Below are 15,064 nucleotides of genomic sequence, written 5' to 3' on the forward strand. Positions count from 1 at the left end.
TGAAATAAGTGTAAGCCAGGTGCGAGAAAGTCGCCTAGGAAACCCACGGTCCAGAGCTGGGTTGGTCCAAATGGTTGCGCAGGAAGGCCGCGAAATCACTGCGCGGTATGGCGCGCGCGCCAAGGCTGTGCAGGTGATCATTGGGCATCTGGCAGTCGATCAACACAAAACCCCAGGCCTGCAACTGCCGGGTCAGGGTGGCGAAACCGAATTTCGACGCGTTGTCGGCACGGCTGAACATGGATTCGCCAAAGAACAGTTGGCCCATCGCCAGCCCATACAGGCCGCCAACCAGTTCGCCGTTATCCCACACTTCCACCGAGTGCGCGTAGCCGCGCTGGTGCAGCGCCAGGTAGGCGCTCTGGATGCCCTCGGTGATCCAGGTGCCATCGGCGTAGCTGCGCGGTGCGGCGCACGCCTGGATGACGGCAGCGAAGTCCTGGTCGAACGTCACGCTATAACGCTGCTGGCGCAGCAGTTTGCCGAGGCTGCGCGAGACATGCAGTTCGTCGGGGAATATCACGGTGCGCGGGTCGGGTGACCACCAAAGAATCGGCTGGCCTTGCGAGAACCATGGAAAGCAGCCATGGCGGTAAGCCTCGATCAGGCGTTCGGCCGACAGGTCGCCGCCGGCGGCAAGCAGGCCATTGGGTTCGCGCATGGCCTTGGCCAGCGGCGGAAAAGTCAGGGAGTCGCGTTGCAACCAGGTCAGCATGGCATCCAGGCTTACGGAAGGGGAGGGGAGTGGCAGACGGGTCGCCTGCCGCGGCAGGGGTGATTATTGTCGACACAGCGCTGTGGGGCCAGCCCGAATCGGGGATCGACGAGGATTAGCGTGAGCGCGTGTTTCTGCAACTCTGTGCCCGAGGCGCGGTCGTAATCGGGTCCAGGCAATGCAGGCCATTTGCCAAGCTTGCCTGGATTGCTAAAAACAGCTCATAAGCCTTTGTCAGCAAAGACAATGCATGCTCAAATTGAACATGCTGTGACACTTCATTTGTCTATGCTGCTCAGTGATCGGCAAGGGCGTGGCATCGCGGGCGCAAACCCGTACAATGCGGCCATTGTGGCGTTATCGCCATTTCACCCTTTCATCACCCAGTGTTAAAAGTAGATTCAGCGACGTTCGTTCATTTTTCAGCCGCTCGGATTGAGCGGTAGTGTGCAGTCATTCAACAGATGGACGCGCTAAAGGCGCAGGAAAAGACCCGTTTTGAAGAAATCCGCCGCAACACCTAAAGCAGCAGTCGTGCCGGCCTGGCGCCAGCATCTGCACTACCGACTCAAGGAAGGAGCGCTGATCGCCATCGGCGCCCTGTGCCTGTTCCTGATGATGGCCTTGCTGACCTATGGCAAGGACGATCCGGGCTGGAGCCACAACAGCAAGATCGAAGACGTGCAGAACTTCGGTGGACCTGCCGGTTCCTACAGCGCCGACATTCTGTTCATGGTGCTGGGTTACTTCGCGTATATCTTCCCGCTGTTGCTGGCGATCAAGACCTGGCAGATCTTCCGCCAGCGCCACGAGCCGTGGCAGTGGAGCGGCTGGCTGTTCTCCTGGCGCTTGATCGGCCTGGTGTTTCTGGTGCTGTCCGGTGCGGCCCTGGCGCATATCCACTTTCATGCGCCTACCGGTTTGCCGGCGGGCGCGGGCGGTGCGCTGGGCGAGAGCCTTGGCGACCTGGCGCGCAAGAGCCTGAATATCCAGGGCAGCACCTTGATGTTTATCGCGCTTTTCCTGTTCGGCCTGACGGTATTCACCGACCTGTCGTGGTTCAAGGTGATGGACGTCACCGGCAAGATCACCCTCGACCTGCTCGAATTGTTCCAGGGTGCGGCCAACCGCTGGTGGTCGGCGCGCGTTGATCGCAAACGCATGGTTGCGCAGCTGCGCGAGGTGGACACCCGCGTCAGCGAAGTGGTGGCCCCAAGCACACCAGACCGACGCGAGCAGGCCAAGGTCAAGGAACGCCTGATCGAGCGCGAGCAAGCCCTGAGCAAACATATGTCGGACCGCGAGAAGCAGGTGCCGCCGGTAATCGCCCCGGCGCCGCCCAAGGCTCCCGAGCCCAGCCATCGCGTACAGAAAGAGAAGCAGGCCCCGTTGTTTATCGACAGCGCCGTGGAAGGCACCTTGCCACCGATCTCGATTCTCGACCCGGCCGAAAAGAAACAACTCAATTATTCCCCGGAATCCCTGGCGGCCGTCGGCCATCTGCTGGAAATCAAACTCAAGGAATTCGGCGTCGAAGTTTCCGTCGACTCGATCCACCCGGGCCCGGTTATTACCCGTTACGAAATCCAGCCCGCCGCCGGCGTCAAGGTCAGCCGCATTTCCAACCTGGCCAAAGACCTGGCCCGCTCCCTGGCCGTGACCAGCGTGCGTGTGGTGGAAGTGATCCCCGGCAAGACCACCGTGGGCATCGAGATTCCCAATGAAGACCGGCAGATCGTGCGCTTCTCCGAAGTGCTGTCGACGCCGGAATACGACAACTTCAAATCGCCGGTCACCTTGGCCCTGGGCCATGACATCGGCGGCAAGCCGGTGATCACCGACCTGGCGAAAATGCCGCACTTGCTGGTTGCCGGTACCACCGGTTCCGGTAAGTCGGTAGGCGTGAACGCGATGATCCTGTCGATCCTGTTCAAGTCCGGCCCGGATGACGCCAAGCTGATCATGATCGACCCGAAGATGTTGGAATTGTCGATCTACGAAGGCATTCCGCACCTGCTCTGCCCGGTGGTCACCGACATGAAGGACGCCGCCAACGCCTTGCGCTGGAGCGTGGCCGAGATGGAGCGCCGCTACAAGCTGATGGCGAAGATGGGCGTACGAAACCTGTCCGGCTTCAACGCCAAGGTCAAGGAAGCCCAGGACGCCGGCACGCCGCTGACCGACCCACTGTACAAGCGCGAAAATATCCACGACGAAGCGCCGCTGCTGACCAAGCTGCCGACCATCGTGGTGGTGGTCGACGAATTTGCCGACATGATGATGATCGTCGGCAAGAAGGTTGAAGAGCTGATCGCACGTATCGCCCAGAAAGCCCGGGCTGCCGGCATCCACTTGATCCTGGCGACCCAGCGGCCATCGGTGGACGTGATCACGGGTCTGATCAAGGCCAACATCCCGACGCGCATGGCGTTCCAGGTTTCCAGCAAGATCGACTCGCGCACCATCATCGACCAGGGCGGCGCCGAGCAACTGTTGGGTCACGGTGACATGCTCTACATGCCGCCCGGCACCAGCCTGCCGATCCGGGTTCACGGCGCGTTCGTTTCCGATGACGAAGTACACCGCGTGGTGGAAGCCTGGAAACTGCGCGGCGCGCCGGAATACAACGACGACATCCTCGCCGGTGTCGAAGAGGCCGGCAGCGGCTTCGACGGTGGCAGCAGCGGTGGCGACGACGACGCCGAAACCGACGCGCTGTACGACGAGGCCGTGGCGTTCGTGCTTGAAAGCCGCCGTGCCTCGATCTCTGCGGTACAGCGCAAACTGAAAATCGGCTACAACCGCGCCGCCCGCATGATCGAAGCCATGGAAAACGCTGGCGTCGTGACCGCAATGAACACCAACGGCTCGCGCGAAGTCATCGCCCCCGGGCAGATGCGCGACTGATCTCGTGCCGCGTGGCAGCACGCGGCTCGCCTTAACGACTCAATGAGGACTCCCATGCGTCTTATCCGCATGCTGTTGTTGCCAGCCCTGGCCCTGACTGCTGTTTCAGCCCACGCTGATCCGGCCTCCGTGGCCAGCCTGACCAACCTGTTGGACAAATCCAAGACCCTGACGGCGCGCTTCTCCCAGCTGACCCTGGATGGCGGCGGCACCCAGTTGCAGGAAACCGCCGGTGAAATGGCCGTGCAGCGCCCGGGCCTGTTTTACTGGAAAACCGACGCGCCGAACGAGCAGACCATCGTCTCCGACGGCCAGAAAGTCACCTTGTGGGACCCGGACCTGGAGCAGGCGACCATCAAAAAGCTCGACCCGCGCCTGAACCAGACGCCGGCGCTGCTGCTGTCGGGCGATGTGTCGAAAATCAGCGACAGTTTCGATATCACCTCCAAGCAAACCAGCAACGTGATTGAGTTCACCCTCAAGCCTAAGTCCAAGGACACGTTGTTCGACAGCCTGCAGCTATCGTTTGGCAATGGCGTGATCAACAACATGCGCCTGATCGACAGCGTTGGTCAGCGTACCGATATCCTGTTCTCCGCGGTCAAGGCCAACGGCGTTGTCGATGCCTCCAAGTTCAAGTTCGTCATCCCCAAGGGTGCCGACGTGATCCAGGAATAAACTGTTTAGAGGTTTCAAGCGCTGCCCATGGATTTGTTTCGAAGTGACCCGATTGCTCAACCCTTGGCCGCGCGTTTGCGTTCGACCAACCTGGACGAGTACGTCGGGCAAGAACACCTGCTCGCTCGCGGCAAGCCATTGCGCGAAGCCCTGGAGCAGGGTGCGCTGCACTCGATGATTTTCTGGGGGCCGCCGGGCGTGGGTAAGACCACCCTGGCGCGCTTGCTGGCGAAGGTCTCGGATGCGCACTTCGAAACGGTTTCGGCGGTGTTGGCGGGGGTCAAGGAGATCCGCCAGGCGGTTGAGGTGGCCAAGCAGCAGGCCGGGCAGTATGGCAAGCGCACCATCCTGTTCGTTGATGAGGTGCACCGCTTCAACAAGTCGCAGCAGGATGCGTTTTTGCCGTATGTGGAGGACGGCACGCTGATTTTTATCGGCGCCACCACCGAAAACCCGTCGTTTGAACTCAACAACGCGCTGCTGTCGCGGGCGCGGGTCTATGTGCTCAAGAGCCTGGACGAAGCGGCGATGCGCAAGCTGTTGCAGCGTGCATTGAGCGAAGACAAGGGCCTGGGCAAGCGCCAGCTCAGCCTCAGCGACGAAGGCTTCAAGATTTTGATGAGCGCCGCCGATGGCGACGGTCGCCGCTTTCTCAACCTGCTGGAAAACGCGTCGGATCTGGCCGAAGACCACAGCGAGATCGGCGTCGACCTCCTGCAAAGCCTGCTGGGCGATACACGCCGGCGCTTCGACAAGGGCGGCGAAGCCTTCTACGACCAGATCTCGGCGCTGCACAAATCCGTACGCGGCTCCAACCCTGACGGCGCGCTGTACTGGTTTGCGCGGATGATCGACGGCGGCTGCGACCCGTTGTACCTGGCGCGCCGTGTGGTGCGCATGGCCAGCGAAGACATCGGCAATGCCGACCCGCGCGCGCTGAGCCTGTGCCTCGCCGCCTGGGAAGTGCAGGAACGCCTCGGCAGCCCGGAAGGCGAGTTGGCGGTGGCGCAGGCCATCACTTACTTGGCGTGCGCACCCAAAAGCAACGCCGTGTACATGGGCTTCAAGTCGGCCCTGCGCGCCGCGGCCGAACACGGCTCGCTGGAAGTGCCGTTGCACCTGCGCAACGCCCCGACCAAGCTGATGAAGCAATTGGGCTACGGCGACGAATACCGCTATGCCCATGACGAGCCGGACGCCTATGCCGCCGGTGAAGATTATTTTCCCGATGAGCTTGAGCCGCAGCCGTTCTACCAGCCGGTGCCCCGTGGGCTGGAGCTGAAGATTGGTGAAAAGCTCAATCACCTCGCCCAACTCGATCGCCTCAGCCCCAAACAGCGGAGAAAGTAGTGCTCAAGACCATTCTTGCCGTGTCCGTAGCCGGCATCGCTGGTACATTATTGCGTTTCGCCACCGGTACGTGGGTGAGCGCCAATTGGCCCAAGCATTTTTATGCGGCGACCCTGGCGGTCAACCTGGTGGGTTGCTTGATCATCGGGCTGTTGTACGGCTGGTTCCTGTTGCGCCCGGAAGTGCCGATTGAGATTCGCGCCGGCTTGATTGTCGGCTTTGTAGGCGGTCTGACGACCTTTTCATCCTTTTCACTGGATACGCTGCGCCTGCTGGAAAGCGGGCAAGCCCTGGTTGCCTTCGGCTACTTGGGCATCAGCGTGTTCGGCGGGCTGCTCGCCACCTGGGCTGGCCTGTCCTTGACCAAACTTTGATAACGAGAGACCGACATGCTCGATTCCAAACTGTTACGTAGCAACCTTCAGGACGTAGCGGACCGCCTGGCATCCCGTGGCTTTGCCTTGGATGTTGCGCGCATCGAAGCGCTGGAAGAACAGCGCAAGACCGTCCAGACCCGCACCGAAGCACTGCAGGCTGAGCGCAATGCACGTTCCAAATCCATCGGTCAGGCCAAGCAGCGCGGTGAAGACATTGCGCCGCTGATGGCCGACGTCGAGCGTATGGGCACTGAGCTGTCCGACGGCAAAGTCGAGCTGGAAGGCATTCAGAGCGAGCTGGACTCGATCCTGCTGGGCATCCCCAACCTGCCGCACGAATCGGTGCCTATTGGCGAAGACGAAGACGGCAACGTCGAGGTGCGCCGCTGGGGCACGCCCAAGGCCTTTGATTTCGAGATCAAGGACCACGTTGCGCTCGGCGAGCTGACCGGTGGCCTGGATTTTGAAACCGCCGCCAAAATGTCCGGCGCACGCTTTGCCTTGCTGCGCGGCCCGATCGCGCGCATGCACCGCGCCCTGGCGCAGTTCATGATCAACCTACACACCGCCGAGCACGGCTACGAAGAGGCCTACACCCCGTACCTGGTGCAGGCGCCGGCGCTGATGGGCACCAGCCAGCTGCCGAAATTCGAAGAAGACCTGTTCAAGATCAGCCGCGACGGCGAAGCCGACCTGTACCTGATCCCGACGGCCGAAGTCTCGCTGACCAACATCGTCGCCGGCGAGATCCTCGACGCCAAGCAGCTGCCGATCAAGTTCGTGGCTCACAGCCCGTGCTTTCGCAGTGAAGCCGGTGCTTCGGGGCGCGATACCCGCGGCATGATCCGCCAGCACCAGTTCGACAAAGTCGAGATGGTGCAAGTGGTCGAGCCGTCGACCTCGATGGAAGCCCTGGAAGGCCTGACCGCCAACGCCGAGCGCGTGCTGCAACTGCTGGAGCTGCCGTACCGCGTCCTGGCGCTGTGCACCGGCGACATGGGTTTCAGTGCCGTGAAGACCTACGACCTCGAAGTGTGGGTGCCGAGCCAGGACAAATACCGTGAGATTTCGTCGTGCTCCAACTGCGGTGACTTCCAGGCCCGTCGCATGCAGGCGCGTTTCCGCAACCCGGAAACCGGCAAGCCGGAGCTGGTGCACACCCTCAACGGTTCGGGTCTGGCCGTCGGCCGTACGCTCGTAGCCGTGTTGGAAAACTACCAGCAGGCTGACGGTTCGATTCGTGTGCCTGAAGTGCTCAAGCCTTACATGGCGGGCGTTGAGGTCATCGGCTAAATGGAATTTCTGCCGCTGTTTCATAACCTGCGCGGCAGTCGTGTGTTGGTCGTCGGTGGCGGGGAGATTGCCTTGCGCAAATCCCGGCTGCTGGCCGACGCCGGTGCGTTGTTGCGGGTGGTTGCTCCCCAGATCGAAGACCAGTTGCGTGAACTGGTGCTGGGCAGTGGCGGGGAACTGATTTTGCGCGGTTATCAGGAGCCCGACCTCGACGGTTGCACCCTGATCATCGCCGCAACCGACGACGAGCCGCTGAACGCGCAAGTGTCCAGTGATGCCAAGCGTCGCTGCGTGCCGGTCAACGTGGTGGACGCGCCAGCCTTGTGCAGCGTGATCTTCCCGGCGATTGTCGACCGTTCGCCCTTGGTGATTGCAGTGTCCAGTGGCGGCGATGCGCCGGTGCTGGCACGCCTGATCCGCGCCAAGCTGGAAACCTGGATTCCGTCCACCTATGGCCAATTGGCCGGGTTGGCGGCGCGTTTTCGTGCCCAGGTCAAAGGTTTGTACCCGGATGTGCAGCAGCGTCGCGCGTTCTGGGAAGAAGTTTTCCAGGGCCCGATTGCCGACCGCCAGTTGGCCGGGCAGGGCGATGAAGCCGAGCGCCTGCTGATCGAAAAGGTCAACGGGAAACCGCCGCATGCGCCGGGCGAAGTTTACCTGGTGGGCGCAGGCCCGGGTGATCCGGACCTGCTGACCTTCCGCGCCTTGCGCCTGATGCAGCAAGCCGACGTGGTGCTGTACGACCGCTTGGTGGCGCCGGCGATTCTCGAGCTGTGCCGTCGCGATGCCGAACGGGTTTACGTCGGCAAGCGTCGCGCCGACCACGCCGTGCCGCAGGACCAGATCAACCAGCAATTGGTGGACTTGGCCAAGCAAGGCAAGCGTGTGCTGCGTCTCAAGGGTGGCGATCCGTTCATCTTTGGCCGTGGTGGCGAAGAGATCGAGGAGTTGGCGGCCCACGGCATTCCGTTTCAGGTGGTGCCGGGTATCACGGCAGCCAGTGGTTGCGCGGCGTATGCCGGGATTCCGCTGACCCATCGCGACTATGCGCAGTCGGTGCGGTTTATCACCGGGCATTTGAAAAACGGCACCTCGGACCTGCCTTGGCATGATCTCGTTGGCCCCTCGCAAACCTTGGTGTTTTACATGGGCTTGATCGGCTTGCCGATCATCTGCGAACAGCTGATCAAGCATGGTCGCTCGGCGGATACGCCGGCGGCGTTGATCCAGCAGGGCACCACCTCCAACCAGCGTGTCTTCACCGGCACCCTGGCGGATTTGCCGCGCATGGTGGCGGAGCATGAAGTGCATGCGCCAACACTGGTGATCGTTGGTGAAGTGGTGGTGTTGCGCGAAAAGCTGAAGTGGTTCGAAGGCGCACAATCCCAGGTCTGACACTGCCCTTGAGTGCGTGATTTGAGTGTGGCGAGTGGGCTTGCCCCGCGTTGGGCTGCGCAGCAGCTCTAAAGCCAGACACCGCGGTTTGCTTGGCAGAACGCGGTGTTTTTACGGGGGCTGCTGCGCAGCCCAACGCGGGGCAAGCCCGCTCGCCACGAAAGCCCAATCGCTACCGGAAGAGGGGTTGTCAGTTCCAGACGGCCTTACCGCTCAGCCGCTCGCGATCATGCCCGGCATCAAAATGCTGCAACGGCCCTTTCGGCACAATCCCCGTCGGATTGATGGTGCGATGGCTCGCGTAGTAATGCCCCTTGATATGCGCAAAATCCACCGTCTCGGCCACGCCTGGCCACTGATACATCTCCCTGAGCCAGTTCGACAAACTCGGGTAATCGGCAATCCGCCGCAGGTTGCATTTGAAGTGGCTGTAATACACCGCATCAAAGCGAATCAGCGTGGTGAACAGCCGCACATCGGCTTCGGTCAGGTATTCGCCGGCCAAGTAGCGGTGCTTACCCAAGTGCTGCTCCAGGTGGTCCAGTTCGGCAAACACATCGTCAAACGCGCTTTCATAAGCCTTTTGCGAGGTGGCGAAGCCTGCGCGGTACACGCCGTTGTTCACGGCGGGGTAGATGCGCTCGTTCAGCGCGTCAATCGCCTGGCGAAGCCCCTCGGGATAGAAGTCCAGCGTGTTGCCGGTCAGGTGGTTGAACGCGCTGTTGAACATGCGGATGATCTCCGCCGACTCATTACTGACGATGCGCTTGAGCTGCTTGTCCCACAGCACCGGCACGGTCACGCGGCCAGTGTAGTCGGCGGTGTCGGCGGTGTAGCGCTGATGCATGTAGGCAAAATCGTCGAGCTTGTCGCCGGTAGAGCCGTGGGCCTTGTCGAAGGTCCAGCCGTTTTCCAGCATCAACCAACTGACCACGGACACCTCGATCAGGCTTTCCAGGCCCTTGAGCTTGCGCAGGATCAGGGTGCGATGCGCCCAGGGGCAGGCGAGGGAAACATACAGGTGGTAGCGACCGGCTTCGGCCTTGAAGCCACCTTCGCCACTCGGGCCGGGCTCACCGTCGGCGGTCACCCAATTGCGGCGCTGTGCCTGCTCGCGCTGGAAAGCGCCGTCTGCGCTACTTTCGTACCACTGGTCTTTCCAGTGTCCTTCGATCAGCAAACCCATGACTGGCTCCTCGGCTAATAAGCGTTGGAGGCCAGTGTAAAGGGATGAGTTCGAACTAAAAGCGCAAAGACTGCGGGGGAATGATCGATTAAATCGATTTGTCCCGCGCATCCCAGTATTGCTGGGCCAATGCAAACGCCTGCTCTCGCGGATGGCCGATGCCGCGTAATGCCAGGGCCATGGTCGCGATCAGTGCCAGTTGCGGGTAGCTGTCTTCAGCGTCACCCCGCCACACGGCTTTCAGGTGTTCGGGTTCCAGGCTGGCAGGTTTGACGTGGCGTTGGGCGGAGAGGGCGGGCCATTCTTCATCCCAGCTTTGGCCGCCAGTGGTGCCATACAGGTGACTGATGGTGTCCGGATTGATCTCGACTTCGCCGCCATCGCCCTTGACCACGATCACATTGTCGCCAAGCAGGCCGCTGGCATCGCGGTGTACGCCCTGGTAACCGGGATGGAAAATGCTTTGCAGGCCGCAGCGCGCATTCAGCGGGTTGAGCAGGCGCGCCAGCGAGTGGATCGGCGAGCGCAGGCCCAAGGTGTTGCGCAGGTCGATCATGCGTTGCAGTTGTGGTGCCCAGTCGCCCAGGGGGATAAACGCCAGGTTGCCGTGTTCGAGGGCTGTTTCGACCTGCTGCCAGTTACGGCACAACGGGATCTGTAAGCCTTCCAGCAATTGCTCGGTGTACAACCGGCCGGCGGTGTGCGCACCGCCGCCGTGCATAAGAATGCGCACCCCGTTTTGCGCCAGGCACTTGGCTGCCAGCAAATACCACGGCAGATGGCGTTTTTTACCGGCGTAGGTTGGCCAGTCGACATCCACCTTCAGCGCCGGCGCGTTCAGGCGTTCGCGTACGGCTTGGGTGAAACCTGCGAGCTCTTCCGGGCTTTCTTCCTTGTGGCGCAGCAACATCAGGAAGGCGCCGAGCTGGGTGTCCTCGACTTTTTCGTCGAGCAGCATGCCCATGGCTTCGCGGGCTTCCTCACGGGTGAGGTTGCGCGCGCCGCGCTTGCCTTTGCCCAGGATGCGCACGAACTGCGCAAACGGGTGCTCGGCAGGGGTTTCAAAGGTCAGCGGGGCAAAGTCGGTCATAAGCAATTCGTCGGCCTGGGCAGGCCCGCCAACTTGGCGGCGAGTTTGGCGGGAGTGCCGTTGAACAGTGTGTTGAGGTGCAGGCTGTTGCCCTTTTCCGGTCCCAGCTTCAAGGCGGTGTACTTGATCAGTGGGCGCGTGGCCGGGGACAGCTGGAACTCTTCATAGAACCCGCGCAGCAGTTCGAGGATTTCCCAATGGGCGGCGGTCAATTCCAGGGGCTCGGCGGCGGCCAGCGCGTTGGCGACCTCCGCAGACCAGTCATTGAGGTCGACGAGGTAGCCGTCCTTGTCCAATTCGAGGGTGCGTTCGCCTACGGTCAGGGTGTTCATAGCCAGCTGTTGACCTTGTCGTAGTCGATGGACAACTGCACAAAACCCGGGTAGTCCACGCTGTCGGCCCAGTCCGGTAGCGGCAGGTTGCGCGCCTGCATGTCTTCGGCCAGTACAAAAACCTTCACGCCGCTGGTTTGCAGCGCCGCGTTGTGCAGGCCGTAGGCGCCGTCGCCGCACAGCAGAATCGCGTCCGCACTGCCACATACGCGCAGGCAACTGGCGAGGCGGCTATCGGTAAACGGTGAATGAGAAACCACATGTAAAGTCGACATCAGAGGGTAATCACCTGGTCGTAACGGTCAATCAATTTGCAAATAGCGTCGTTGCTCAGTGCCTGGGCGCTGGCAGGGGCTGTGAGCCCGCGTTCGGCCAGGCTGTGGCCGCAGGCGAACACGTCATCAATGCCAAACAGGCCCAACGCCTGCAGGTTGGCGCTCAAATCCTTTTGCTGCACGGCGTTGGCGTTTTGCTGCGGCGCCAGTTGAAACACGCCGTCGTCCATAAACAGCAGGCCGATCGGCAAGTCGAACGCCCCGCCCGCCAGCACAATATCCAGGGTTTCGCGCGCGCTTGGCCCGGACCACGGCGCCTGGCGGCTGATTACCAATAAGGATCTGGACATGTCACGGCCCTCCAAAACAGATCAGGCGGTCGGCGGCCTGCGCGGCATCGTGCAATTGCCCAAGGCCCGACAAGGCCCACGGAGCATCCAGGTTCACCGCGCTGCGTTGATAGCGCGTGGCCTCTTCGCTATTGAGCACGCCACGGCGCAAGGCGGCGGCAATGCACACCACGCCGTCCAGCTGGTGCGCGCTGACAAATTCGCGCCATTGCCGGGCAATATCTTGCTCATCCTGGGGCGCGACGATGTTGCTGGAGGCGCTGTACACGCCGTCCTGATAAAAAAACAGCCGCACTATTTCATGCCCACCGGCAATCGCCGCTTGGGCAAACAGCAAGGCGCGGCGCGAGGAGGGCGCGTGGGCGGCGGAAAACAGCGCAATTGCGAACTTCATGGAACACTCTGCAAGCAAACGTGGGCCAATGATAAAGCCGCCGCGTCGAAAAAGCCCGCCGTGATCAAAACGGTCACCCTCGCTGATCGTTCTGACGATTGCCGGTAGGATCAAGCCTGCCTACGCTGTGGGCATTCGAAACCGAAATGGAGTCTCCATGTCAGGTCCCTTGGCGTCCCTCAAAGTGCTGGATTTTTCCACCTTGCTACCTGGCCCGTTCGCATCCTTGATGCTCGCGGACATGGGCGCCGAGGTGCTGCGGATCGAATCGCCTACGCGCGTGGATCTGTTGCGCGTCCTGCCACCGCATGATCACGGCACGTCGGCCAGCCACGCCTACCTCAATCGCAATAAGCGCAGCCTGGCGCTGGACCTCAAGCAGGCTGAGGCGCTGGAGATCGTGCGTGAGCTGGTCAAGGACTACGACATCGTCCTTGAGCAGTTTCGCCCCGGCGTAATGGAGCGTTTGGGACTGGGTTATGCGGCGCTCAAGGCGATCAACCCCAGGCTGATCTACGTATCGATCACCGGCTACGGCCAGACTGGCCCCTATAAGGACCGCGCCGGGCACGATATCAATTACCTGGCGCTGGCCGGCATTGCCAGCCACACCGGGCGCCAGGACAGCGGGCCACTGCCGCTGGGCGTGCAATTGGCGGATGTGGCCGGTGGTTCGCTGCACGCGGTGGTCGGGTTGCTGGCGGCGGTGATAGCGCTTCAGCACAGCGGCGCTGGCCAGCACCTGGATGTGAGCATGACGGACTGTTCGTTCAGCCTGAACGCCATGGCCGGCGCGGGTTACCTGGCCTGTGGGGTCGAGCCGGAGTGGGAGACTCAGGTACTCAACGGCGGCAGCTTTTATGATTACTACCGCACGCGCGACGGGCGCTGGATGTCGGTCGGCAGCCTGGAGCCTGCGTTTATGCAGCAACTGTGCGCGGCGCTGGGGCGGCCGGAGTTGGCGGCGCAGGGCCTGTCGCCCAGGCCGGAACAGCAAAAAGCCCTGAAGCTGGCGCTGCAGGTCGAGTTTGAAAAGCGCAGCTTTGAGCAGTTGTGCGAGCTGTTTGCCGGGGTGGATGCGTGTGTTGAGCCTGTATTGAGTTTAAGTGAAGCGGTGGAGCACCCGCAGTTGAAGGCGCGGACGCTGATCAGCCAAGTGCCACGCGGCGATGGTTCGACGCAGGCGCAAATCGCATGCCCGTTGAAATTTTCAGAGGGGTTGCCGGAGCCTCGGCATATTGGGGCGGCGGTGGGGGCGCATACGGATGAAGTGTTGGAAGAGCTGGGGCTCAGTGCGCAACGAATTGCAGAATTGCGGCGGGCCAAAGTGATTGGTTAACTGCTCGGCCGCTATCGCAGGCAAGCCAGCTCCCACATTTGATCGGCAGCACGCTCAAAAATGTGGGAAGGGGCTTGCTCCCGAAGAGGCCCTTACTCCACCCGGGTTTCCCCGGTGTACACCAAGGTATGCCGGCAACGCCTGCACAAATACCGTCGCCCCTGGTTCACCAACCCATGGCGCTGGGCTGAAAACGGGAAATCACTGTCGGCACACGGGCAGCGATAGATGTAACGCGTGACTTGCCGACGCTTGATTGCATAGGTGTGGCAGCGATCCGGCGGCAGTTCGTATACCCCGCGCATGATCAATTGCCATTCCTCGCCATGGGGCTGGATGCGTTCGCCAAACAATTGATGGGCGATCAGGTGCGCAACCTCATGGGCCACGGTCTGCTTGAGGAAATGTTGGCTGTTTTCACGGTACAGCTGTGGGTTGAAGCGCAGCAGGTTCTCGTGCAAATGCGCGACACCGGCCTTCTGGCCCCGCAGCTTGAGGCTGACCTGGGGGCGTTTGAAGCTTCGTTTAAAAAAGGATTCGGCTTGCAGGAAACAATCTTCGACGCGGGTATTGAGTTGCTCGGGCATGCTGACCATCTCTCCAGAGGCGCCCAGTATGCCGCAAAAGCAGGTGTTTCCGAATCTGTCAGGCGCCGAATGGTCATGCATGACGCACAAAGCCACCTTGCGGTGGCTTTGCCTGCGGTGTCAGCCGCTCAGTTGGTGTAGATCGGGCCTACGCCCAAACCCCAGACGATCACGGTAAACGCCATGATCGCCACCAGTACCACCAGCCCGACCGCCAGCACCGAGCTGGAAAACAGGAACCCCTCGTCCGGGTCGATGCTCATGAACGTCGGCAGCCCCACATACAGCAGGTACACCGTGTAACAGATGGCGGCCGTGCCGACGACCATGCCCAGCCACATATGCGGATACAACGCCGCCAGTCCACCGATAAACAGCGGGGTCGCGGTGTAGGTGGCAAATGCCACGCACCGCGCCATGCTGGGGCTGGCGTCGTAGGTGCGGGCCATCCAATGAATGAACGCGCCCATTACCGCCACGCCGCCGAGCATGGCCGCGTACGACATCAGGGTCATCCATAGGGCGCTTTCCTGGGTCAGCATCACCGGCGCGCGGCTGCCGATAACCCAGCCCACCCGGGTAGTGCCGATAAACGCCGAAACGGCGGGGATCGCCGCGAGAATCAGGGTGTGAGTCAGGTACATGTGGCCGATACTTTCTTCCTTATCGCCACGAATTTCCCGCCATTCCTGGTCGGGATGGGTAAACAGCCCCACGACGTGATGGATCATGCCAGTCACTCCTGTCGTTATTACCATCGCCCCCCATCGGAGCGCCCACGGGCCAAAGGCCTCAA

Annotated in this window: 16 protein-coding genes; 7 read left to right on the forward strand and 9 right to left on the reverse strand. The window is 61.5% G+C overall.

What is annotated here, in order from left to right:
- Positions 1 to 34: 34 nt before the first annotated feature.
- Positions 35 to 715 carry a leucyl/phenylalanyl-tRNA--protein transferase gene (gene aat, locus L8K08_RS19635; RefSeq protein ID WP_145164711.1) on the reverse strand — a complete coding sequence of 227 codons (681 nt, stop codon included), beginning with the start codon at positions 713 to 715 and terminating at the stop codon, positions 35 to 37.
- Between the two features lie 498 nt (positions 716 to 1,213).
- Between aat and L8K08_RS19640 the strand changes: the two genes are divergently transcribed.
- From L8K08_RS19640 to cysG, 6 genes are read left to right on the forward strand one after another with little or no spacing between them, the layout of a single operon-like run.
- Complete coding sequence (locus L8K08_RS19640; protein ID WP_242199473.1) at positions 1,214 to 3,622, forward strand: DNA translocase FtsK; 2,409 nt, start codon at positions 1,214 to 1,216, stop codon at positions 3,620 to 3,622.
- A gap of 54 nt (positions 3,623 to 3,676) precedes the next feature.
- Complete coding sequence (gene lolA, locus L8K08_RS19645; protein WP_106579857.1) at positions 3,677 to 4,300, forward strand: outer membrane lipoprotein chaperone LolA; 624 nt, start codon at positions 3,677 to 3,679, stop codon at positions 4,298 to 4,300.
- Positions 4,301 to 4,327: 27 nt separating this feature from the next.
- Positions 4,328 to 5,650: a replication-associated recombination protein A gene (locus L8K08_RS19650; RefSeq protein ID WP_106579856.1), complete on the forward strand. Its 1,323-nt coding sequence runs from the start codon at positions 4,328 to 4,330 to the stop codon at positions 5,648 to 5,650.
- A complete protein-coding gene (gene crcB, locus L8K08_RS19655) occupies positions 5,650 to 6,024 on the forward strand; it encodes a fluoride efflux transporter CrcB (RefSeq protein WP_034098661.1) in 375 nt (124 codons plus the stop codon). Before L8K08_RS19650 ends, crcB begins: the two co-directional genes overlap by 1 nt.
- Positions 6,025 to 6,039: 15 nt before the next feature.
- Positions 6,040 to 7,320: a serine--tRNA ligase gene (gene serS, locus L8K08_RS19660; protein ID WP_145164715.1), complete on the forward strand. Its 1,281-nt coding sequence runs from the start codon at positions 6,040 to 6,042 to the stop codon at positions 7,318 to 7,320.
- The gene (cysG, locus tag L8K08_RS19665; RefSeq protein WP_119736257.1) at positions 7,321 to 8,715 is read left to right on the forward strand and encodes a siroheme synthase CysG; all 1,395 of its coding nucleotides are present in this window, start codon (positions 7,321 to 7,323) and stop codon (positions 8,713 to 8,715) included.
- 190 nt (positions 8,716 to 8,905) lie between these two features.
- On the opposite strand, the gene L8K08_RS19670 is transcribed toward cysG, so the two are convergent.
- The 6 genes from L8K08_RS19670 to tusD form a co-directional block, all read right to left on the reverse strand.
- A complete protein-coding gene (locus tag L8K08_RS19670) occupies positions 8,906 to 9,901 on the reverse strand; it encodes a glutathione S-transferase family protein (protein WP_242199475.1) in 996 nt (331 codons plus the stop codon).
- A gap of 88 nt (positions 9,902 to 9,989) precedes the next feature.
- On the reverse strand, positions 9,990 to 10,991 hold the full coding sequence (locus tag L8K08_RS19675; RefSeq protein ID WP_242199477.1) for a glycosyl transferase family protein: 1,002 nt from the start codon (positions 10,989 to 10,991) through the stop codon (positions 9,990 to 9,992).
- Positions 10,988 to 11,323 carry a TusE/DsrC/DsvC family sulfur relay protein gene (locus tag L8K08_RS19680; RefSeq protein ID WP_145164721.1) on the reverse strand — a complete coding sequence of 112 codons (336 nt, stop codon included), beginning with the start codon at positions 11,321 to 11,323 and terminating at the stop codon, positions 10,988 to 10,990. Before L8K08_RS19680 ends, L8K08_RS19675 begins: the two co-directional genes overlap by 4 nt.
- Positions 11,320 to 11,598 carry a sulfurtransferase complex subunit TusB gene (tusB, locus tag L8K08_RS19685; protein WP_242199478.1) on the reverse strand — a complete coding sequence of 93 codons (279 nt, stop codon included), beginning with the start codon at positions 11,596 to 11,598 and terminating at the stop codon, positions 11,320 to 11,322. Before tusB ends, L8K08_RS19680 begins: the two co-directional genes overlap by 4 nt.
- A complete protein-coding gene (gene tusC, locus L8K08_RS19690; protein ID WP_242199479.1) occupies positions 11,598 to 11,948 on the reverse strand; it encodes a sulfurtransferase complex subunit TusC in 351 nt (116 codons plus the stop codon). The genes tusB and tusC overlap by 1 nt, the downstream gene beginning before the upstream one ends.
- 1 nt (position 11,949) lies before the next feature.
- A complete protein-coding gene (tusD, locus tag L8K08_RS19695) occupies positions 11,950 to 12,342 on the reverse strand; it encodes a sulfurtransferase complex subunit TusD (RefSeq protein ID WP_145164727.1) in 393 nt (130 codons plus the stop codon).
- Positions 12,343 to 12,499: 157 nt separating this feature from the next.
- Here tusD and L8K08_RS19700 point away from each other — a divergent pair, with 157 nt between their 5' ends.
- Positions 12,500 to 13,681, forward strand: a complete 1,182-nt coding sequence (locus L8K08_RS19700; protein WP_242199480.1) for a CaiB/BaiF CoA-transferase family protein — start codon at positions 12,500 to 12,502, stop codon at positions 13,679 to 13,681.
- A gap of 92 nt (positions 13,682 to 13,773) precedes the next feature.
- On the opposite strand, the gene L8K08_RS19705 is transcribed toward L8K08_RS19700, so the two are convergent.
- Both L8K08_RS19705 and L8K08_RS19710 read right to left on the reverse strand, forming a co-directional pair.
- Positions 13,774 to 14,268: a SprT family zinc-dependent metalloprotease gene (locus L8K08_RS19705; protein ID WP_064454959.1), complete on the reverse strand. Its 495-nt coding sequence runs from the start codon at positions 14,266 to 14,268 to the stop codon at positions 13,774 to 13,776.
- A 128-nt stretch (positions 14,269 to 14,396) separates the two neighbouring features.
- Positions 14,397 to 14,999, reverse strand: a complete 603-nt coding sequence (locus tag L8K08_RS19710) for a Yip1 family protein (RefSeq protein WP_106579846.1) — start codon at positions 14,997 to 14,999, stop codon at positions 14,397 to 14,399.
- Positions 15,000 to 15,064 lie beyond the last annotated feature (65 nt).

This window comes from Pseudomonas sp. TREG-RG-20F-10-E-6-01, from assembly GCF_022662455.1.
Taxonomy (GTDB): domain Bacteria; phylum Pseudomonadota; class Gammaproteobacteria; order Pseudomonadales; family Pseudomonadaceae; genus Aquipseudomonas.